22 protein-coding genes are annotated in these 19,975 nt (G+C 59.7%); 13 read left to right on the top strand and 9 right to left on the bottom strand.

Annotated elements, in window-relative coordinates:
- The first annotated feature begins 3 nt into the window (after window positions 1-3).
- Window positions 4-198 carry a CPXCG motif-containing cysteine-rich protein gene (locus R0125_RS14215; protein ID WP_248182512.1) on the top strand — a complete coding sequence of 65 codons (195 nt, stop codon included), beginning with the start codon at window positions 4-6 and terminating at the stop codon, window positions 196-198.
- 89 nt (window positions 199-287) lie between these two features.
- A complete protein-coding gene (locus R0125_RS14210) occupies window positions 288-857 on the top strand; it encodes a DUF1439 domain-containing protein (RefSeq protein WP_248182513.1) in 570 nt (189 codons plus the stop codon).
- Window positions 858-889: 32 nt separating this feature from the next.
- Here the strand turns inward: R0125_RS14210 and R0125_RS14205 are convergent, their stop codons facing one another.
- Window positions 890-2,041 carry an isocitrate/isopropylmalate dehydrogenase family protein gene (locus R0125_RS14205; RefSeq protein ID WP_317238623.1) on the bottom strand — a complete coding sequence of 384 codons (1,152 nt, stop codon included), beginning with the start codon at window positions 2,039-2,041 and terminating at the stop codon, window positions 890-892.
- A 183-nt stretch (window positions 2,042-2,224) separates the two neighbouring features.
- Between R0125_RS14205 and R0125_RS14200 the strand changes: the two genes are divergently transcribed.
- Entirely contained in the window at window positions 2,225-2,989 is a 765-nt protein-coding gene (locus R0125_RS14200) for an EAL domain-containing protein (protein ID WP_317238622.1), read from the top strand.
- A gap of 19 nt (window positions 2,990-3,008) precedes the next feature.
- Complete coding sequence (locus R0125_RS14195; RefSeq protein ID WP_248182519.1) at window positions 3,009-3,365, top strand: hypothetical protein; 357 nt, start codon at window positions 3,009-3,011, stop codon at window positions 3,363-3,365.
- Window positions 3,366-3,373: 8 nt separating this feature from the next.
- Here R0125_RS14195 and R0125_RS14190 read toward each other — a convergent pair whose 3' ends face one another.
- Window positions 3,374-4,267 carry a LysR family transcriptional regulator gene (locus R0125_RS14190; RefSeq protein ID WP_248182522.1) on the bottom strand — a complete coding sequence of 298 codons (894 nt, stop codon included), beginning with the start codon at window positions 4,265-4,267 and terminating at the stop codon, window positions 3,374-3,376.
- A 146-nt stretch (window positions 4,268-4,413) separates the two neighbouring features.
- Between R0125_RS14190 and R0125_RS14185 the strand changes: the two genes are divergently transcribed.
- The 5 genes from R0125_RS14185 (at window position 4,414) to R0125_RS14165 (ending at window position 9,203) form a co-directional block, all read left to right on the top strand.
- The gene (locus R0125_RS14185) at window positions 4,414-5,625 is read left to right on the top strand and encodes an acyl-CoA dehydrogenase family protein (protein ID WP_317238621.1); all 1,212 of its coding nucleotides are present in this window, start codon (window positions 4,414-4,416) and stop codon (window positions 5,623-5,625) included.
- Window positions 5,626-5,797: 172 nt separating this feature from the next.
- Window positions 5,798-6,616: an SDR family oxidoreductase gene (locus R0125_RS14180; protein ID WP_248182526.1), complete on the top strand. Its 819-nt coding sequence runs from the start codon at window positions 5,798-5,800 to the stop codon at window positions 6,614-6,616.
- Between the two features lie 47 nt (window positions 6,617-6,663).
- A complete protein-coding gene (locus tag R0125_RS14175; RefSeq protein ID WP_317238620.1) occupies window positions 6,664-7,728 on the top strand; it encodes a phosphotransferase family protein in 1,065 nt (354 codons plus the stop codon).
- The gene (locus R0125_RS14170) at window positions 7,728-8,417 is read left to right on the top strand and encodes a histidine phosphatase family protein (protein WP_248182528.1); all 690 of its coding nucleotides are present in this window, start codon (window positions 7,728-7,730) and stop codon (window positions 8,415-8,417) included. Before R0125_RS14175 ends, R0125_RS14170 begins: the two co-directional genes overlap by 1 nt.
- A gap of 15 nt (window positions 8,418-8,432) precedes the next feature.
- The gene (locus tag R0125_RS14165) at window positions 8,433-9,203 is read left to right on the top strand and encodes an SDR family oxidoreductase (RefSeq protein ID WP_248182529.1); all 771 of its coding nucleotides are present in this window, start codon (window positions 8,433-8,435) and stop codon (window positions 9,201-9,203) included.
- 4 nt (window positions 9,204-9,207) lie between these two features.
- Here R0125_RS14165 and R0125_RS14160 read toward each other — a convergent pair whose 3' ends face one another.
- A complete protein-coding gene (locus R0125_RS14160; RefSeq protein ID WP_317238619.1) occupies window positions 9,208-10,128 on the bottom strand; it encodes a DUF6279 family lipoprotein in 921 nt (306 codons plus the stop codon).
- A gap of 131 nt (window positions 10,129-10,259) precedes the next feature.
- Between R0125_RS14160 and R0125_RS14155 the strand changes: the two genes are divergently transcribed.
- Complete coding sequence (locus tag R0125_RS14155; RefSeq protein WP_248182531.1) at window positions 10,260-10,532, top strand: DUF2798 domain-containing protein; 273 nt, start codon at window positions 10,260-10,262, stop codon at window positions 10,530-10,532.
- A gap of 15 nt (window positions 10,533-10,547) precedes the next feature.
- Here R0125_RS14155 and R0125_RS14150 read toward each other — a convergent pair whose 3' ends face one another.
- The 3 genes from R0125_RS14150 to dacB all read right to left on the bottom strand — a co-directional run bounded on the left by R0125_RS14150 (window position 10,548) and on the right by dacB (window position 13,506).
- Window positions 10,548-11,360: an OmpA family protein gene (locus R0125_RS14150; protein WP_317238618.1), complete on the bottom strand. Its 813-nt coding sequence runs from the start codon at window positions 11,358-11,360 to the stop codon at window positions 10,548-10,550.
- A gap of 27 nt (window positions 11,361-11,387) precedes the next feature.
- Entirely contained in the window at window positions 11,388-11,762 is a 375-nt protein-coding gene (locus tag R0125_RS14145; protein WP_317238617.1) for a DUF4398 domain-containing protein, read from the bottom strand.
- Window positions 11,763-11,967: 205 nt separating this feature from the next.
- Window positions 11,968-13,506 (bottom strand): D-alanyl-D-alanine carboxypeptidase/D-alanyl-D-alanine-endopeptidase, encoded by a 1,539-nt coding sequence (gene dacB, locus R0125_RS14140; RefSeq protein ID WP_317238616.1) that lies wholly within the window; start codon window positions 13,504-13,506, stop codon window positions 11,968-11,970.
- Window positions 13,507-13,820: 314 nt separating this feature from the next.
- Here dacB and R0125_RS14135 point away from each other — a divergent pair, with 314 nt between their 5' ends.
- Both R0125_RS14135 and R0125_RS14130 read left to right on the top strand, forming a co-directional pair.
- Complete coding sequence (locus R0125_RS14135; protein ID WP_248182538.1) at window positions 13,821-14,294, top strand: sterol desaturase family protein; 474 nt, start codon at window positions 13,821-13,823, stop codon at window positions 14,292-14,294.
- 40 nt (window positions 14,295-14,334) lie between these two features.
- Window positions 14,335-15,105 carry a glutathione S-transferase N-terminal domain-containing protein gene (locus R0125_RS14130; RefSeq protein ID WP_317238615.1) on the top strand — a complete coding sequence of 257 codons (771 nt, stop codon included), beginning with the start codon at window positions 14,335-14,337 and terminating at the stop codon, window positions 15,103-15,105.
- A gap of 54 nt (window positions 15,106-15,159) precedes the next feature.
- Here R0125_RS14130 and dkgB read toward each other — a convergent pair whose 3' ends face one another.
- Complete coding sequence (gene dkgB, locus R0125_RS14125; protein ID WP_317238614.1) at window positions 15,160-15,969, bottom strand: 2,5-didehydrogluconate reductase DkgB; 810 nt, start codon at window positions 15,967-15,969, stop codon at window positions 15,160-15,162.
- Window positions 15,970-16,101: 132 nt separating this feature from the next.
- Between dkgB and R0125_RS14120 the strand changes: the two genes are divergently transcribed.
- Complete coding sequence (locus R0125_RS14120; RefSeq protein WP_248182545.1) at window positions 16,102-16,515, top strand: GFA family protein; 414 nt, start codon at window positions 16,102-16,104, stop codon at window positions 16,513-16,515.
- Between the two features lie 29 nt (window positions 16,516-16,544).
- On the opposite strand, the gene R0125_RS14115 is transcribed toward R0125_RS14120, so the two are convergent.
- Both R0125_RS14115 and R0125_RS14110 read right to left on the bottom strand, forming a co-directional pair.
- Window positions 16,545-17,672 (bottom strand): PQQ-dependent sugar dehydrogenase, encoded by a 1,128-nt coding sequence (locus R0125_RS14115; RefSeq protein ID WP_317238613.1) that lies wholly within the window; start codon window positions 17,670-17,672, stop codon window positions 16,545-16,547.
- A gap of 86 nt (window positions 17,673-17,758) precedes the next feature.
- Window positions 17,759-19,903, bottom strand: a complete 2,145-nt coding sequence (locus R0125_RS14110; RefSeq protein WP_317238612.1) for a TonB-dependent siderophore receptor — start codon at window positions 19,901-19,903, stop codon at window positions 17,759-17,761.
- Window positions 19,904-19,975 lie beyond the last annotated feature (72 nt).

Here is a 19,975-nt window from a genome sequence, read left to right as displayed (position 1 = left end):
GACATGTCAGCCCTGGACTCGGTTCTGATTCAATGCCCGTACTGCTGGGAGATGCTGGATATCAGCGTCGATCCCTCAGTACAGGCGGAACAGGAATACGTGGAAGATTGCCAGGTCTGCTGTCAGCCTATTTTGTTGAAGGTGTGGATGGACGATGACCTGACACCTCACGTGGAAGCCTGTGCGGAAAACAGTTAGGGGCTTCCTGACAAATCCTTAACCTTCCCGATCGTCGGGATGGCATAGTCTACCCCTCTTGAATTCGTGTTCACTCCGGAGAAATGTGCATGTTCGCCAAGCGGTCCTCTGTTTTATCGGCCTTGATGATACTGGCCGTCACCCTGATCAGTGGCTGTGCCACATTGTCCCCGTATTCCATCTCGGAGGGTGAGCTGGAACGGCACCTTCAGGATGCTGTGGCTACCTTTGACCGGGATCAGTTGCAGAGCGGTTCACCTCTGAGCCTCAGTCTCAGTAATGCGGATATCACTCTCGGACCGGACGGTCGTGACGTTGCTGTGATCGACCTTGGCGGGCAGGTGGCACTCAATGCGCTGATGACCAGGCTCCCGGTCGATATTTCCCTGAAAGTCGAGGGTGCGCCGGTCTATGACGCCAAGGAAAAGGCCGTATACATTCGTCGCCTGCAGCTGCTGGATAGCAGCATCGACTCGCCGTTCTTCAAGGGTGATCTCAAGCCGGTCACCGACACGGTGATGCGGGCGGTGGCGCAAATGCTGGAGACCATGCCGGTGTACCGTCTCGACGAGACGGATTTCGCCCAGCGGATGTTCGGCATGGTACCGATGGATGTGCGGGTCGCCCCCGGGCGACTGGAATTTGTGATGTCTGAATAGTCCCCGTGCCACCTGGCCCGGGGGTATGTGGGTCAGGCCAGGCGACGGCAGATTGCGTCGCCGATCTCACGGGTTCCTCGCTGGGCGCCGGCATTCTCTGCCAGATCGGCGGCCACCGCTTCAAACAGTGCCTTGCCAGCGGCGTCCACGGCCGGGTCCCTGCGGCCCAGCCAGTCCAGCATACGGGCGGTGGTGAACAGCATGGCGGTGGGATCCGCCAGACCCTGGCCGGCAATATCCGGCGCGCTGCCGTGGGTGGGCTCGAACATCGAGGGCATGTCCGGATCGGTCGGGTTCAGGTTGCATGAGGGTGCAACGCCCATCCCACCGGACAGCACTGCCGCCAGGTCGGTCAGGATGTCGCCGTGCAGGTTGCTGGCCACCACCACATCAAAAGCCCAGGGGCTTTGCACAAACTTCATGCAGGCCGCATCCACCAGTTCGTGGTGGGTGGCCACGTCCGGATATTCCCGACTGATCTGCTCAAACGCCTCGCTGTACATGTCCCCCCAGTAACGCAGCGCATTGCGCTTGGTGACCAGGCACACCTGGCTGTTGCAGGTGCGGCCGTCGAGGGTCCGGAACTGGCGAGGGCGGTCCTGCTGTGAGCGCTCCCCGGCACGCTGGCGCGCCTGCTCGAAGCCATAACGGATAATGCGGTCGGTGGCGCGGCGGGTAAACACCTCCATCTGCGTTGCGACTTCGTCCGGCGTGCCTTTGCGCAGGCGACCACCCTGGCTGACGTATTCGCCCTCACTGTTTTCGCGAATGACCAGCATGTCGATGTCTTTGGCGCGCTTATCGGCGAGATACTGCCGTGCGCCAGGCAGCAAGCGCGCGGGTCGCTCGCAGACCCACTGATCAAAACCCTTGCGCATGTCCAGCAGCGGTGCAAGCGAGATGCTGTCCGGCAGCAGGTAGCGTTGCGGGTCATCCAGCGGCCCCGGATCGCCGAGGGCGCCGAGAAGGATGGCATCGAACGCCTTGAGCTGGTCCAGCGCATCTTCCGGCATGGACTCGCCATGTTCTTCATGCCAGGCGTGGGAGGGCCAGGGAAAGCGTGTCCACTCCAGGGCGAGGTTGTGCCTGGCCCGAAGGGTTTCCAGGCAGCGCACTGCCTCGGCGACCACTTCCGGGCCGATACCGTCCCCGGGGGTGACTGCGATTCGCGATTTCTGAGCCATTCAAAAACTCCTGTTGGCGTGATCATCGTCGTGCACTGTATGTGTCAGTGTAGTCATGTGGGTTGCGGATGCCAGAGCTTTACGTCATCGATCTTTTACCGGGACGAGCTGCGCAGCTATAGTGAAAACGGGGTAGCGTTTCCAAATGCAGTTTGCCCGACTATGGGTAACGGAGGAGTGTCAGTGAATCAGCCAGCCGTCCTGTTTGATGAGTCCCATTGTGAGCAATGTGCGTGCGGCGAAGGGTTGGACTTCTCCTTCTCGTTCGCCTTCCAGCCCATTGTGGATGTCACCACCAGAGCGGTCTTTGCCTATGAGGCGCTGGTGCGGGGGCGCCAGGGCGAGGGAGCTCTGAGCGTACTGCAACGGGTCAATGAGCAGAACCGCTATTCGTTTGATCAGATTTGCCGCGTCAAAGCGGTCAAGCTGGCGGCCAAGCTCGGCATGGAGCCGAAGCTCAGTATCAATTTCATGCCCAATGCGGTCTATCAGGCGGAGTATTGCATCAGGACCACGCTGGCTGCGGCAGAAACCTACAACTTCGACACCTCCAAGATCATATTTGAAGTGATCGAGGACGAGGAACTGGTCTCGGTCGAGCATCTCGCCTCCATCATCGCGGCGTACAAGAAGATGGGGTTCAGCACGGCCATTGACGACTTCGGTGCCGGCTACTCCCGATACAACATCATGATGGCCAGTCCCCCGGATCTGTTGAAACTGGATATGGCCCTGGTGCGTGACGTTGATCGCGAACCGAATAAACAGGCTGTCGTGGCCGGCATCATCACCATGATGAGCATGCTCGGTGGTAGAATCATTGCGGAAGGTGTGGAAACCGAGAACGAATACGCCTGGCTGCGGTCTCAGGGTATTGCGCTGTTTCAGGGGTATCTGTTTGCCCGCCCGGCATTCGAAGCCCTTCCAGAACCTTATTTTCCGGATTGACTGACATCGAGGTCTCATCTTGCTCTATCGTGTAATCACCGTCGTTGGCGGACTTGTCTTTGTTATCGTCCTGTTTGGTCTGATCTGGTTTTTCTGTAAGCAGTTTCTGCTGCGTCAGGGCGTGAATGAGGGTACATCTGACCGGGCCACCGTGCTGGCCACCTGGACATTCGCCGGTATCAGTGTCGGCATGATCTTCGCGGTGGTGGGGGCGTTCGTGCTTGGGCCTTTTGCTTTCTACCGAACGCTTCAGGGGCAGGATGTTACGGTGTCCGGTGGCGCGGCTATCTGGTGGGGCTTTGGTATTGTGGCCCTGTCCCTGGGCATCACCGCTGCCGGTTTCCTCGGGTTTCTGGCTCTGGTCGGCGCCTACTGAGTCATCGCCTACGCGATCTGGCTCAGCTGCTCACGGAACCAGATCAGTGCAGGCTCCCGCTCGTAGGCCTTGTGCCAGTAAAGATGCACGTCCAGATCCGGCAAGTCCGCCGGTGGCGTCAGAATGCGGATGTTGGCCCGCTCCGCAATGATGCGCGCATAGGTCTCGGGCATGGTTAACAGCAGATCTGTGCTCTCAACCACGCGGCAGGCCGCGTAATAATGCTGGCAGCGCAGGCGTATGTGACGCTGAACACCCAGCCGGGACAGCTCAAAATCCTCGATGCCCGGCCCCTCCGCGCGTGACGATACCAGCACATGGCGGGCGGCAATGTACCGCTCCATAGTCATCGCCTCCTCCGCCAACGGATGATCCTTTCGTGCCAGAACCACCAGCCGATCCTTGCGAAGGCGTTCGTGGGCGGTCTGGTTACTCACGGGTAACAGCACATCCACCGCAAAATCCAGTTTCCCTGCGGCCAGTTGGGTTTCCATATCCCGCCTCGGTATGCGCTGGCTGACAATTTCCAGTTCCGGATAGTCGGCCAGCCGCTGCATCAGTTGCGGCAGGAAGGTTGATTCCAGGATATCCCGTAGCGCGAGAGAGTACGTTTTGCGCTGGCTGGCAGGGTCGAAGGCGTGAAACTGATTAACCGCGCTCTGGATCTGCGTCAGGCCCGGGCGCATGGACTCCAGAAAGCGCCGCGCCAGGGGCGTGGGAATCATCTGGTTGCCCTGACGAGTGAACAGTGGGTCGTCAAAATGATCCCGCAAGCGTGACAAGGAGTGGCTGACGGCAGGCTGCGTCAGGTGCAATGCCCGCGCTGCCCGTGTCAGGCTACCCTCCCGATAGATGGTGTCAAAAACGTTCAGGAGATTAAGGTCCAGCCGGTTCAGTGCCATGCCGAAGGTTCCGCTGCTTGAATAAGTACTGCTTATGATAAACGATAAGAATAATTCAGTCGCGTAATAGTGATGTGGCCCCTAGACTGGGTCAATGGCAAATGACCGGTGACGCGCATCGGTGCAAAAACGACGAGGGCAGGGTTATGGATTTCAACATTTCCGAGAAAGGTCAGGATTATCTCAACCGCGTGAAGCAGTTCATGAAGGATGAGATTTTCCCGATTGAGGAACAGTACCACCGGGAACTGGCAGCCCTGGATAACCGCTGGGTTGTGTTGCCGGTGATCAAGGAACTGAAGGCAAAGGCCAAAGCCCAGGGCTTGTGGAACATGTTCTTCCCGGACGAGAAAAATGGCTGTGGCCTGCTCAACTCCGACTACGCCCTGATTGCCGAGGAAACCGGGCGCAGCTTCATCGCGCCGGAAATCTTCAACTGCAACGCGCCGGACACCGGCAATATGGAAGTACTGATCCACTACGGTTCCGAGGAACAGAAAGCTGAGTGGCTGCCGCGCCTGCAAAGCGGCGAGATCCGTTCCGCATTCTGTATGACCGAGCCGGCCGTGGCCTCGTCTGACGCCACGAATATGGAAGCCACCGCGGTGGTGGAGGGCGACGAAGTCGTGCTCAATGGCCGCAAATGGTGGAGCACGGGCACCGGCCACCCCGACTGCAAAGTCGCGATCTTCATGGGGCTGACCGACCCGGATGCCCACAAGCACCGCCGCCATTCCATGGTGCTGGTGCCGCTGGATACCCCGGGAGTGAACATCGAACGCATGTTGCCGGTGTTTGGTGCCTACGATGAGCCCTATGGCCACGGCGTTGTCGCGTTCGAAAACGTGCGCCTGCCGAAGAGCGCCTTCATCGCCGGCCCCGGCCGTGGTTTTGAGATCGCCCAGGGACGCCTGGGGCCCGGCCGCGTGCACCATTGCATGCGGGCCATCGGTGCGGCAGAGCGCACACTGGAGTTGCTGATCAAGCGGGCCACTACTCGTGAGGCCTTCGGGCGGCCAATCGCCAAGCTGGGCGGCAATCCGGATATCATCGCCAATGCCCGTATGGCTATTGAGCAGGCCCGCCTGCTGACTCTGAAATGCGCTTGGGCACTGGATACCAAGGGTATCATGGGGGCGCTTCAGGAAGTCTCCATGATCAAGGCGGTGATTCCGTCCATGCTGCAAACGATTGTGGATCAGGCCATTCAGATTCACGGTGGGGCCGGGGTCAGTGATGACGACTTCCCGCTGACGCAGTTGTTCGCCTATGCTCGTGTGTTACGCCTGGCTGACGGGCCTGACGAGGTACACCGGGCGATGGTGGCCAGGCTCGAATTGAGAAAGTATAAGAACTGATAGTTCGGTGGCAGAGCGGGCGGCGCTGGCCTTCTGAAACACGCTGTGAATACGTCCATGTACGCTTGGCTTCGCCATCCATGGCTCCGCACAGTTTCAGAAGGCCAGCCCCGCCCACTCTCGTATACCTCCGAGTTAAGCTGACTAAACATCCAATACAACGGGAATCACCATGACACAAAGAGTATTTATCACGGGTGGCGCGAGCGGGCTGGGCCGTGCCATCGCACTGCGTTACGCCAAAGAAGGCGCCAAGGTCTGCATCGGCGACATTAACCCGGAGCAGGGCGTTGGCGTTGAGAAAGAGATAAACGCGGCTGGCGGCGAAGGCTACTTTGTGGAGTGTGATGTCCGCAGGCTGACCGATTTCGAGAAAGTCCGGGATGATCTGGTCAAGAAGTGGGGCGGTGTCGATGTGGTCGTGAATAACGCCGGCGTGGCATCGGCGGGGTCGATTGAAGACACCACCATGGCGGACTGGGAATGGATCCTCGATATCAACGTGCTGGGCGTGGTGCGTGGCTGCAAGGCGTTCACGCCCCAGTTCAAGCAGCAGGGTTCCGGCGCGTTTGTGAACGTGGCGTCGATGGCGGGGCTGATGCTGGCGCCGTTGATGGACAGCTACAATGTGACCAAGGCTGGCGTCATCGCTTTGTCCGAGACCCTGAGCCAGGAGCTGCGGGACGCCGGGATTCATGTGAGCTGTGTGTGCCCGGCATTCTTCCAGACCAATCTGACCAGCAGCATGCGCTCAGATATCCCCGGCATTCAGCAGAACGTGAACAAGCTGATGAAGCGCTCCACGATCACGGCTGAAGATGTTGCCGAGGATATTTTTCGCGCCGTTAAAGACAAGAATTTCTGGGTGCTGCCCCACGCCAAGGAACGTCGCATGTGGATGGTTAAACGCCACGCGCCCTGGGCCTTTGACTGGCTGATGCACCAGGAAAGCAAGCGCTGGATGAACAAGATGGGTGGCGGAAAAGCCTGATCGTGCTGCCGCTGACCGAGATTGAAAAGCTGACAGGAGAATCCTGAATGACCCAGATTGACCAGGCCGTGGACATTCGCGAAGGCGAGGAACTGGACGCCAGCGTTGTTGACCGCTTCATGAAGCAGGCCATTCCGGATCTGCAGGGTGAGCCCGCTATCCGCCAGTACCCCGGTGGCGCCTCCAACCTGACCTATCAGGTGGATTACGGTGACCGTTCCTTTGTGCTGCGGCGGCCGCCGTTTGGCAAGATCGCCAAGTCCGCCCACGACATGCTCCGCGAAGCCAAGGTGATGCGAGCGCTGAAGCCGGTCTACCCATATGTGCCCGACATCATCGCCATCTGTGATGACCACGCTGTGCTGGGCTGCGATTTCTACGTGATGGAACGGCTCAAGGGCATTATTCTGCGCCAGGATTTCCCCAAGGATTTCGAGCTCAGTGAGGCAGACACTCGCAAGCTTTGTCTGAACGTGATCGACAAACTGGTTGACCTGCACACCGTGGACGCCGCCGCGGCGGGCCTCGACAAGCTTGGCAAGGGCGCCGGTTATGTCCAGCGCCAGATCGTCGGCTGGAGCGACCGCTTCCGCAAGGCCCGCACCGACGATGTCGGGGATTTCGAAGCGGTGATGAGCTGGCTCAATGACAAGATGCCGCAAGATATCGCCCAGGTGGTCATCCACAACGACTTCCGTTTCGACAACGTGGTGCTGAACCCGGACAACCCGTTTGAAGTGATCGGCGTACTGGATTGGGAAATGGCCACCATTGGTGACCCGTTGATGGATCTGGGTAACAGCCTGGCCTACTGGATCGAGGCGGACGACGATGGCCCGTTCCAGATGCTGCGGCGCCAACCCACCCACCGGCCAGGCATGCTGACCCGCAAGGAGGTGGTGGAGTACTACATGGACAAGTCCGGCTTCCGGGTCGACAACTTCGACTTCTATGAGATCTACGGCCTGTTCCGTCTCGCGGTGATCGTCCAGCAGATCTATTACCGCTTCTTTCACGGCCAGACCAAAGACAAGCGCTTTGCCGCGTTCGGTCACGCCGTCAATTACCTGGAAAAACGCTGCCAGCGTCTGATCACAGAGAGCTCTCTTTAATGGCGACGATTTATCTGATTCGTCACGGCCAGGCCAGTTTCGGTAAGGAGAATTACGACCAGCTTTCGCCCCGCGGATGGGAGCAGGGGCGGGTGCTGGGCCGCTGGCTGGCAGGCAAGGTACAGCCCAATGCAGTGTTTGGCGGCAACATGGAGCGCCACCGGGAAACGGTAGAGGCCATCGCCAGCGGTTTCGGTGACGCGCTGCCCGATATGCAGGCTGTTGAGGGTCTGAACGAGTTCGATCACATGCAGGTGGTTGAGCGTCTTCGCCCGGAGTGGGCGGACCGCCAGCGCATGGCTTCAGACCTGGCGGCGTTCCCGAAACCGGCGCGGGCGTTCCAGCAGGCCTTCGAGAAAGCCATGGCGCGATGGGTCGGCGGTGAGTTTGACAGCGATTACACCGAAACCTGGCCGGCGTTCCGTGCGCGGGTGATTGCCGCCCTGGACGCGCTGATCGAATACGCCGATGGTGGCGATACGCTGGTCTCCACGTCCGGCGGCCCCATCGCGGTGATTGCCCAGCACCTGCTTGAACTGAGCGACCAGAAAGCGCTGGAGATGAACAACGTCATCGCCAATACCAGCGTGTCCCGGGTTCTGCACTCCGGTCCTCGTCGCAATCTGGCGGTGTTCAACAACTACAGCCACCTGGAAGCGGAAGACCCCGCCCTGGTGACCTTCCGATAACGTATTGAGGTGACTATGAGCAACCAAGACCTGTTTGACCTGAGCGGCAAAGTGGCGCTGATTACCGGTGCCAGCCGCGGCATTGGCGAAAGCATTGCCCGCACCCTGGCGGCATACGGCGCCCACGTCATCTGCAGCAGCCGCAAGATTGACGGCTGTGAAGCCGTCGCCAGCAGTATCCGCGCGGCCGGTGGCAGTGCCGAAGCCTATGCTTGCCACATCGGTGAGATGGATCAGATTGAAGAGATCTGGGCACACATCGAGAAAGCCCATGGCAAGCTGGACGTTCTCGTCAATAACGCTGCCGCTAACCCCTATTTCGGCCCGGTAGAAGACACCGATATTGGGGCTTTCCACAAAACCGTGGACGTCAACATTCGCGGCTATTTCTTCATGTGTGCCCGTGGCGCGCAACTGATGAAGAAAAACGGCGGGGGTTCCATCGTTAACGTGGCGTCGGTCAATGGCGTTAACCCGGGCCATTTCCAGGGGATCTACTCAGTGACCAAGGCCGCCGTGATTTCCATGACCAAGTCGTTCGCGATGGAGTTGGGGCAGCAGAAAATCCGCGTCAATGCGTTGCTGCCCGGCCTGACCGACACCAAATTCGCCAGCGCCCTGACCACCAACGACGCCATCAAGAAGCAGGCCATGGCCCATATTCCCATGAAGCGGGTGGCCGATCCCAGTGAAATGGCCGGTACCGTGCTGTATCTGGCGTCCGGCGCATCCAGCTACACCACCGGTGCGTGCATCAACGCTGACGGCGGTTATCTGACCATTTAACCGGTCAGCTTCCGGCGACTTCGGGTTCCGGCGCACAGCTCAGGATTTCGAAGTCGCCGTTCAGTTCCTCTGCGCGGCCCTGCAGGTGAGCAAGGGTCGTGCGGTCGCCGGCCTGGATCAGCTCATGCATCAGGTCTGCCATGGCGACACGGCTCTCACGCATCATGGTTTGGTAGGCCTCGCCCCGTACCTCCTCTGAATTCAGAATCAGTACTTCCAGTTGCTGTGGAAATGTCGGTTCAGACCGATCCTCCAGCAAGTCCAGCAGCGCGAGTTGCCAGTTCCGGCGGCCCTGCAGCCAGATCTCGGTTTGTGCTCCCCGGCTGGCGGACCAGTCCCGCACGATGTTGTGCTGTTCTTCATTCAGGTCGCCCAGCCACCGTTCCACCCGTTCGGCGGTCCGTTTCGCCCGAGCTGCGGCGGTAGCCTGTGGGGAATCGGCAAGAAACTCCTGCTCCATGTCCTGCTGACTCTCTTGCATATTGGCGGCAAGCTCCCGGACCTGTTCATCGCTCAGGCTCGAAAGCAAGTTGACGGCCACCGGCGTGGCCTGCTCCAGCAGGCTGGGGAAGAAATCGAATAACTGGTTCTGGTGGTAGGTCACGGTGGTCTCGCTCGGTGGGCCGTCGGAGACATCCGCCTCCAGCTCGTCGAGCCAGGCGCGGTAGCGGGGCAGTTCTGCACGGCAGTGCCATTGCCTCAGGGTCTCGATATCGCGGTTGAGCTGCTGCTTCTGGTCGCCGGTGAGGGTAACGTAGTCTTCCACCCACCAGACGATGCCCCAGTCGGCGTAGCGGTAAGCCAGTTTGGTGGAGCTGCAGCCGGCGATCAAAATAACGACCAGAAGCGCCAGTAAAGTGCGTGTTGTGAGGGAACACTGGAAGATGCGCTGCACGCTGGGAAGGGTCAGGTGTCGGAAGTTCATAGCATGCCTGGGTCGGTAAAAAGTCGTATCGAATAAAGATTGCAAGCTCACTAGTATGTGAGGTCGTACTTTCTTTATTTACGATATGCCGGCGTTAACAGATGTGATCGCAGGCTTTCCCAGGAGCCATCATGCCTCGTGTTAAACCTGCCCGTATCCGCCAGCTTGTCTTCGGCTTTTATATGTCTGGCATGATGTCACTGCTGATGTCTGCCGTCATCACCTTTATCAACACCGGTGTCGACGCCGGCTTTGCCGGGCGCTGGGCTGCGGCCTTTCTTGTCGCATGGGCCGTTGCCTTTCCGCTGGTGACCTTTATCGCGCCAGTGGCAGCCAAGCTGACGGCACTCAGTACACGGCGACTCGACCGTGTCGGCGGGCAGGCCCACGGTCCTGAACCGTGAGCCTGTGATCAGCCTTTACATTCGATCTTCGATGTTACCGTTTTCGTCGGAAATCACGATTTCCACACGGCGGTTCTGTTGGCGCCCGGAGGACGTGTCGTTGCTGGCGACCGGGTATTCTTCGCCGTAACCGTGCGTTTCCACCCGGTTGCGGCTGATCCCCATGTCCACCAGAGCATCACGGACCGCTTCGGCTCTGCGCTCGGACAGTCCCTGGTTGTAGGACGCTTCGCCCGTGCTGTCGGTGTAGCCTTCTACGCGAACGCGACGCTCTTCATACTCCGACATAAAGTCTGCCAGGCGCGAAATGGTCTGCTCGCCGGCCGGCTTGAGGTCGGCCTTGTTGAGGTCAAACAGCACGTCCCCGAGGGTCAGGACCATGCCACGGTCTGTCTGCTCCGCTTCCATTTCCTCCATGCGGGCACGAAGCATTTCTGCTTCCCGCCTTGCCTGTTCAGCCGCTGTGGAACTCATCTCCAGTTCCAGCTCCTTGCGGCGCGCCTCGGCTGATTGAATCTCTTCCTGCAGTTGTGCGCGACGGCCCTGCTCACGGGCGATCTCGCCGTGCCGCTTGGCAAGGTATGCCGCGTGTTCCACCGCAATGGTCTCTTCACCCTCTTCCAGAAGATTCTCGGCGCGGGCCAGTTGATCTCTTGCGTTCCTGAGCTGGCGGTCGCCGCTGCGAGCGACATTGGGGTCGTTGCGAATTTCCTCGTAGATGCCGCGAGCCTCGCTCACCTTGTCATTCTCCGGCGGTGTGCTTGCGCAGCCGGCCATGAAGACAGAAAAGCCCACAGCCATACTGAGAGTCATGTTGCGCTTGTTCATAACAATCTCCTTTATCCGGTGCGGCCTTTACTGGCGGTCTTCGATGCGCTGGCGGAGTGCATCAATATTCCGGTTGATCTCTTCCACCGCCTGTTCTGCCTTGGCAGTGTTGGCACGGGCGCCCGCCAGTTGGGCATCCACATCGGCCTGTTCCAGAAGTCGCTCCGCGTCCAGATATTCCTCGCGCTCAATCAGCTCTTCCGCGTCTGCGATCTTGTTCTGGGCCTGGTTAAGCAGCACCGGTTCGTAATCCCGGGCGTCCGAGGACACAGCCTGTTGCACCGAGGTTTCAGCAGCCCGCAATTCACTTTCGGGTGGCTCGCCTGAGCTGGCGCAGCCGCCCAGCACAATCATGGCGCACAGGACACCGGCGGTGCCTGCCTTCGAAGTATGCTTGTTCATGCACTATCTCCTTCCAGTGATGGGCAGTGACTGAGCGCTGCCCGAACGGTAGCCACCCTCTGGTACAGCCACGATCCAGAATCGACGGGTGACTCAGATGACTTACTTCACAGGAGCGCGCTACGAATAAGCGTAGCACCCGGTTTCGTAACGCACATGAAGGATTGGCAAGAAAATTGAAAGGAACCCGGCGGTTGCGCCGGGCTTATTGAATGTTGGTGTTGCCTTTGGCGCGGGACAGGGTAGTGCCGACCGGCGGACGGTGATGCAGAGAGTACAGAACGCGATCAAGAACGGCCTGGCCATTCCATGCCGGGTCGGTATTGACAATGCCAACGACAGCCCAGGTGGTGTTGCTGGCGTCGCGGGTGAAGCCGGCAATGGAACGGACATTTTCGAGATAGCCAGTCTTGATTCGCCCCTGGCCATCCATACCGACATTGCGCAGCCGCCGCGCCATGGTGCCATCCATCGCGATCAACGGCATTGACGCCATCAGGTCGGCGGAGAACGGGCTGTTCCACGCATGCTGCAGAATCTGGGCGCCCTGGCGAGCGGTGATGCGACCGTGGCGGGTCAGGCCCGCGCCGTTATCGATGACCATGCCGGCGGTGTTAACGCCTTTGTTCTCCAGCCAGTCGTAGATCACGCGGATGCCGGCGGCGCGGTCATCATTTTCGCCTTCCGCCCGATGTTCGGCGCCCAGGGTCAGCAGTAACTGACGGGCCATGACGTTACTGCTCCACTTGTTGATATCCCGCACCATGGTGACCAGATCGGGAGAGGTGGTGCGTAACATCAAACGGGCATCCTCGGGCGTCTGGCCGCTGAGGTTGTCACCCGACACCGAGATGCCCATTTCCGACAGCAGCGAGCGTACCAGAGATGCTGAATATTGCTCATGGGGCAGCAGCGAGAAGTAGGCGGTGGTACGGCAGCCCTGTGGCAGCTCCCCGGTGACCCGCACGGTGACGCGCTGATCGGCATGGAACACCGGCTCCCAGGTGAACCCGCGGCGGGACGGGCAGGGCCCTTCGGCAACGGCGGTGACACGGTTATCAATCACCACGTCCGGGAGCGCGGGCGTACTCCAGGCCTGGGTGCCGCGTTCGTCCGCACGAACCTGGAAGTGCAGCAGGTTCAGGTTGGTCAGGAAGGCTGACGGCTCCACCAGAAAGGGCGCATAGGGGTTGTTGCCGTTGTCATCAAAGGCCGGCAGCCCGCCGGCGATTTCGAAGTACCTGCCATCGAGTACAAGGTTGCCATCTATTTCGGTGACACCCATGCCACGAAGCTCGCGCAGGGTGCTCCATAATCGCTCGATGGTAAGCTTCGGGTCGCCGCCGAACTTGACGTAGAAATTCCCGTCCAGGGTGTTGCCCGACAGGACACCGTCGGTGTAGAAGTCGGTATTCCAGTGATGGGTCGGCCCGAGAATTTCCAGGCTGGCGTAGGTTGTGACCAGCTTCATAATGGAGCCGGGACTCATCAGGGCATCGGCGTTGATGTACTGGTCGATACCGGGGCCATTGAGGGGAACAGCCGCGACACTCAACGCTTCGTCATTGCGGAGTGATTCAGAGGCGAAATCCCGTACCTGATTGCTCCAGGTTTTGGCGCTGGCGGTGTTTGAGTCATCACCCGTGGCAGACAACGGATTACCCACCAGGGCAAGGGCGAGGGCACCTGCCAGCGGAAAACGAGAGACTGATTTTTGGAAGTGGAAAGTCGCCGAACGTCGCATGGCCGGACCCGTTATGAGTTATGCCATTACAATAGCCCAAATTCGTCGTGTGTACTATGTGGAAAAGCTCTACATGACGTTAATAAATGCCAGTAGTGTCATTGTTTATACAGCACTTTTGTGACCCCATGTAAGTAGTGTTTGGAATCAGCAAGTTAGGTGAGCCAAACGTAATCAGGGTGCTGTCAATGACTCTGCGTTCAATTTTAAGCGGCTTTCACCGGCTGTGGGGTCATGGAATCCGGTCGTCAAAACGCGTCTCCTAGAACTATGGCCATCAATGGTTCCTGAAAACAATGAGATGGGAGGCTGCCATGATAGGAATACCGCTGGGTTTGATCACCGCCAATGCCGTTGAGTGGGTGTTTCACAAGCACGTGCTTCACGATATGGGGCGGGATCGCAACAGTTTCTGGGCGTTTCACTGGCACGACCACCACCGCAGCGTTCGCAAGAACGGGTTTCTGGATGAGGATTACCGGCAACCGCCACTCACCTGGAACGCCCAGACCAAAGAGGTAGCGGCCCTGTTTGCCGGTGCGGCGGCGGTCACGCCCCTGATGCCGGTTGCGCCATTCTTTGTGGGGACTCTGTATTATTGTGCCTGGAACTACTACCGTGTGCACAAGAAATCCCACCTGGATCCGGAGTGGGCTCGTGATCATCTGCCCTGGCATTACGATCATCACATGGGCCCGAATCCCAACGCCAACTGGTGCGTGACAAAACCCTGGTTTGATCACCTGATGGGCACCCGTGAGCCCATGCAGAATCGCAGGCCTGCGTAATAAGAGGGCCACTTTGTTTCATCGTCAGTAAGGTTGTTTCATGCCCAATATGTTGCTTCACAATGTGAATGTTCTCGGCTCGGTTGCCACCTCCTCGCTCACCGCCTGGCGCGGATGTCTGGTGGTCCGGTCTGTTGCTCAGCCGGAAAAGCCCCTGGTGCTCTACGACATGGAAGCCTGCCCCTATTGCCGCCGGGTGCGGGAGGCGCTGACGGCGTTGAATCTCGACGTGGACATTCGTCCCTGCCCGAAGGGAGGTCGCCGGTTCCGCCCGGAAGCCGAGGCGATGGGTGGTAAGCAGCAGTACCCCCTGCTGGTGGACAACAACACCGGCAAGGTTCTGTACGAATCGACCGCCATTGTGGAATACCTGTTCCGTGAATACGCCGGCCGGCCAGTGCCGCGCTTCTACAGTGCCAGGGCCCATCAGGGCGCTCTTGGATCGATCGCCTCGGCCACCAGTGGGCTTCGCGGTTTGAGGGCAGAGGCCGCCCGGGCGCCGGCGCAGCCGCTGCACCTGTGGAGCTTCGAGGGCAGCCCCTTTTCACGCTTGGTGCGGGAAAAGCTGTGCGAGTTGGAGATACCCTACACGCTGCACAATCTGGGCAAAGAGCACTGGACAGAAATCGGTCCCGCCAAACAACGGATCAAGCCCGGACCCTACCGGCCGATTCCCGGTGGCAAGCGGGATGTCTTCTTTCAGCAGCATCAACGAGTGCAGGTTCCGTACCTGGAAGATCCCAATACCGACGCGAGCCTGTTCGAGTCGTCACGCATTCTTGACTATCTGGACCGCACCTACGCGGGCTGAGCCCATGGCCGCTCGGCCTGCCACAAAGGGGCCGGGCGGCCTGCTCGCAGGCGCTCAGTCCCAGTGCGGTGCAAAGCCCGGATTGGCGATCCGCTCACCCCGGTTCAGGGCATCAATGGCTGCCATGTCCTCGGTGCTCAGACTGATGTTCAGTGCGTCCAGATTGGCTTTCTGGTGATTGGAGCGGGTTGAGGAGGGAATGGGCACCACACCCCGGGCAGCAACCCAGGCGATGGCAATCTGCGCCGGCGACGCATTGTGATCCCTGCCGATACGGATCAGGGTTTCATCTTCCATCACTTTGCCCACGGCCAGTGGCATGTAGCCGGTGACCGGAATGCCCAGCTCCCGGGCGTGATCCACCACTTTACGGTTGCTCAGAAACGGGTGCACCTCCACCTGGTTGGTAAACAGGGCGCCGTCGCCCAGAATGTCCCTGGCCTGATCCATTTGCGCGCAGGTGAAGTTGGAAATACCGATGTGCTCCGCCAGCCCCTCGCGCTGGGCGTCTCGCAGCGCGCCAAGGTATTCGGCCATGGGCACCTGATCGTCCGGCGACGGCCAGTGGATCAGGGCAAGGTCCACATGATCGGTTTTCAGCCTTGCCAGGCTACTGTGGAGGCTGTTGATCAGATCGCTGGCGTGCAGTTTGTCGTGCCAGATCTTGGTGGTCAGAAAGACTTCGCGGCGGGGAATGCCGCTGGACACAATGCCGTCACCCACCTCTGCTTCGTTCTCGTACATCTGGGCGGTATCAATGTGACGGTAACCGAGGGACAAGGCACTTTTTACAGCGTCTCTGGCGTCGTTGCCTTTCAGGCGAAAGGTGCCCATGCCGATTTTCGGAAGTGCATTGAATGACATGATGTCCTCCTGTGCGAAATCTGTGGTTGTAATGTGGTGTCCGCGTGCTGGTTCTTCAAGTGGGCCGCAGGTATCATGGCGACCGTTCAACCGGGCCCGCCATCACGGCGGCGCGAAACGAAGGGGTAAATCATGCTGACCGGCCAGTGTCTCTGCGGCGACATCACCTTTGAATACGAAGGCCCGTTGGGTCCTATCGCTCTGTGTCATTGCAGCCAGTGTCGCCGCGCCCACGGCAGTGCGTTTTCCGCCAGCGCTCCGGTCCAGAAAGTTCGCTTCCGTTTTCTGAGCGGCGAGGACCGGATACAGGAATACGAGTCCCGCCCCGGCAAGTATCGAGCGTTCTGCAGTCGCTGTGGCAGCCATCTTTACAGCCGCCTTGACGCCATCCCGGGTGTCCTGCGCCTGCGTGTTGGTGTGATCAACGAACCCCTGGGTAAATCACCCGCCCAGCACGTCTACGTGGGTTCCAGATCTGACTGGTTCGAGATCACCGATGCCATTCCCCAGTTCGAGAAAACCTCAAGAACCAACGACCCGAACTGATACCCGGTGGTGAAGCGTCCCGCAGGCCGCTACTTCGCGGGTCTGATGCGATAGACCTTGCCGTCGGAAGAGTCGGTCAGCAGCCACAAGGCGCCGTCCGGTCCCATCCGTACGTCGCGGATGCGCTCACCGAGGTCGGTCAGCAAATCCTCCTCTTCGATCACTTTTTCGTCTTCAATGCGCAAACGCACCAGTTTGCGCATTTTCAAAGCGCCCACGAACAGGTCGCCCTGCCATTCCGGAAACTGTTCCCCGGTATAGAACGCCATGCCGGATGGAGCGATGGACGGATCCCAGTAGTGCAGGGGATCGGTAACGCCCTCCATGGTGGTCTTGTTGGAGATGGTAGCGCCGGAGTAGTCAATGCCGTAGGTCACCGTCGGCCAGCCGTAGTTGTTGCCGGCGCGGATGATGTTGATCTCGTCGCCGCCTCTGGGACCGTGTTCGTTGCTCCAGATCTCGCCAGTTTCCGGATGAATGGTCATACCCTGGATATTGCGGTTGCCATAGGTGAAGAAAGAATCGTTTACCGCCGAATCGTCGAGGAACGGGTTGCCCGGGGCGGGGTCGCCTTCAATGGTAATGCGGTGAACCCCACCGGCGTCGTCGTCGGTTAGCTGGGCCCGGTCCATCTTGCCGCGGTCGCCCACGGCTACATAGAGGCGGCCCTCGGCATCAAACTCCATGCGGCCGGCGAAGTGCCGGCTGGTGTCACCCCGTGGCATGGCTTCGAAAATCACCTCCACATCCTCAAGCCGGTCTCCCTGCAGGGTTGCCCGGGCGACGCGGGTGGTCATACCCTCGCGGCTGACTTTGTGGGCGTAGCTGAGAAACAGAGTTTGGTTGTTCTCGAAATCCGGGTGCAGGATGACGTCCAGCAGCCCACCCTGGCCGGATACCACCAGATCGGGCAGGCCCTCGATGGGGACTTTCTGGAGTTTTCCGTCGCGGATGCGTCGCAGTTGACCGTTACGCTCGGTAACCAGTTGCGAGCCGTCCGGCAGAAAGGCCAGTGCCCACGGGTGGGCAAGGCCCTCCGCGATGGTTTCCAGCTGGAACGTGGCTTTGTCGGAAGTGAAGGTTTGCGCGGCACCGTGGCTGACAGTGGCAATACCGGTGAGCGTCAGTGCGGTTGCGATTCGAGCGGCCAGGTTCATGTACCCGTCTCCCTTCGTTCGTGTCTGCCGGAACATCCATTATGAATGCAGTCTAGCATCGGATACGAAGGGAGACGCTGCAGGTATCAGAATTTGTAGGTCACAGAGCCGATCACCGTCCGCTTGGTGCCAACGAAGCAGTCGCCCCGGGCCAGGCAGGTGGAGAAGTAGGTTTCGTTCTCGATGTTGTTAACGTTCAGGCTCAGATCCCAGTTGCCCCGGCCGTAGCCAATCATGGCATCAAACAGCGTTACGGCGGGGGTCTTGAGCTCATCGGCACCGTCCCAGCTGCTACCGACATAGCGTACGCCCGCCCCGGCACGGAATCCCGGAATACCGGCGATGGCGAAGTCGTGCTGGCTCCAGGCAGACGCGGTGTGCTCGGGAATACTGGCCAGGCGTGCGCCTTCATTGGCGCCTTCTTTCACTTCTGTGTCGGTGTAGGCGTAGCTGGCCAGAACATTCCATCCCGGATTGAGCGCCATGTAGGCCTCCAGTTCCACACCCCGGGCCTCGGTTTTCCCGTTCTGGATCTGATTATTGGGGTTGGCCGGATCAGGCGCGCGGCGGTTCTTCTCCTGCAGGTCGTAAACGGTTGCCGTGAAGAAGCTGGCGGATCCCCTTGGCTGATACTTGGCGCCCAGCTCGATCTGTTCACCTTCCAGCGGCTTGAAGGGCTGGTTGAAGGCGTCGAGCGCGTTGATAGGTTCGAACGATTCGGAGTAACTGATGTAAGGCGACAGCCCGAAGCCGGTCTTGTACATCAACCCGGCGCGGGTGGTAACTTCGTTGTCCTCAAAGCTTTCCCCGCCTTCGGTCTTGTTACGGGCGTTGTCGTAGCGCAGTCCCAGCACGGCAATCCAGCGCTCGTTGATGGCCACCTGATCCTGCAGGTACGCGCCGGTCTGACGCACGGTGTTTTCCGGAATGTCGCTGTAATCGGCATCGGTGATGCGCGTGTCATTACCGTACACCGGGTTGTACAGGTTCAAATCACCGATGTCCGCCAGAAACGCGGTGCGACCGTCGCTCTCGGCCCGCTGGTAATCCAGCCCGGCAATGACGGTGTGGGTGAAGTTGTCGGGGCCGAAGACCGCCTCCACCTGGTTGTCCACTGTCAGCGATTTCAGGTTGGGTTCATTGGCGTAGGCCACCCGTGAAATATCGCCGTTGTCCCGCAGAGTGGGCGGGAAAGACGGGTAGATTGACTGGTAGGTCACTTCGCTTTCCGAGTAGCGCAGGTTCTGGCGAACGGCCCAGGTGTCGTTGAAGCGGTGGCTGAACAGGGACGTTACCGCATCTTCCTTGGTGTCATAGCGGTCGAAATCCGGCTCACTCATGAAGACGTCGATGGGAATGTCCGGCAGGCCATTGGGCGCCGGTTTCACGGTTCCGGCGTGGGGCAGGAACTGGGTGGTGGAGCCACCGCGGTCCTCCTGGTGCAACGCCATCAGGGTCCAGTCGGTGCGGTCGCTCGGGCGCCAGGTAATGGACGGGGCAATGACCACGCGGTTGTCTTCCACCTGTTTGACCTGGGTGTCGCTGTCCCGGCCCAGCGCTACCAGGCGATAGAGCAGGGTGCCGTCGGCATTGAGCGGGCCGGTGGTGTCGATGGCGGCCTGTTTGCGGCCGTTGTTGCCAACCTGCAGGCTCAGTTCGCTCTGTTGCTCCGCGAGCGGGCGTTTGGAGGCCAGGTTAATGATGCCGCCGACATTGCCCTGCCCGAACATCACCGACGAAGGCCCCCTTACGATTTCAATGCGTTCCAGAGTGTAGGGCTCGGTGCGGGGGCGGTTATAGAAACCGAAGCCCTTCTTCATGCCATCAAGGAAAATCACCGGATCCCCACCGCGGATGGACTGCCAGTCGCCCCGGCTGTCCAGGCCGAACTGTTCAGCGCCGACACCGGCGGAATAACGCAGGGCTTCCTGCACACTGGTGACGCCCTGATCTTCCATCTGTTGACGGGTGACGACCGAAATGGCCTGCGGGGTTTCTGCAATCGGCGTGCTGGTTTTGGTGGCGCTCAACGCCGTTTTTGCGCGGTAGCCGTCGACCGGTGCCCGGGGATCTTCCAGGCGCTCGCCGGTCACTTCGATGGCGCCCAGCGTGGCGGTTTCGGCCTGGGCAGCGGGAGCGAGAAGCGGTGTCAACAACAGGCCGGACGTGAGCCAGGCGGACGCAGTTAAAGAGGAAACACGGGGTGCACGGGTGCATTTTTCAGACAACATGGACAGCTTACCTTTGGTCTGTATGGAAGATGCTCGCCGACGAACAAGTAACATTGCCGGGTTTTAATTCGG

The organism is Marinobacter sp. M-5, from assembly GCF_032911545.1.
Taxonomy (GTDB): domain Bacteria; phylum Pseudomonadota; class Gammaproteobacteria; order Pseudomonadales; family Oleiphilaceae; genus Marinobacter; species Marinobacter goseongensis.
The sequence above is the reverse complement of the archived record's forward strand: the minus strand, read 5'-3'. Positions and strand labels throughout refer to the sequence as shown.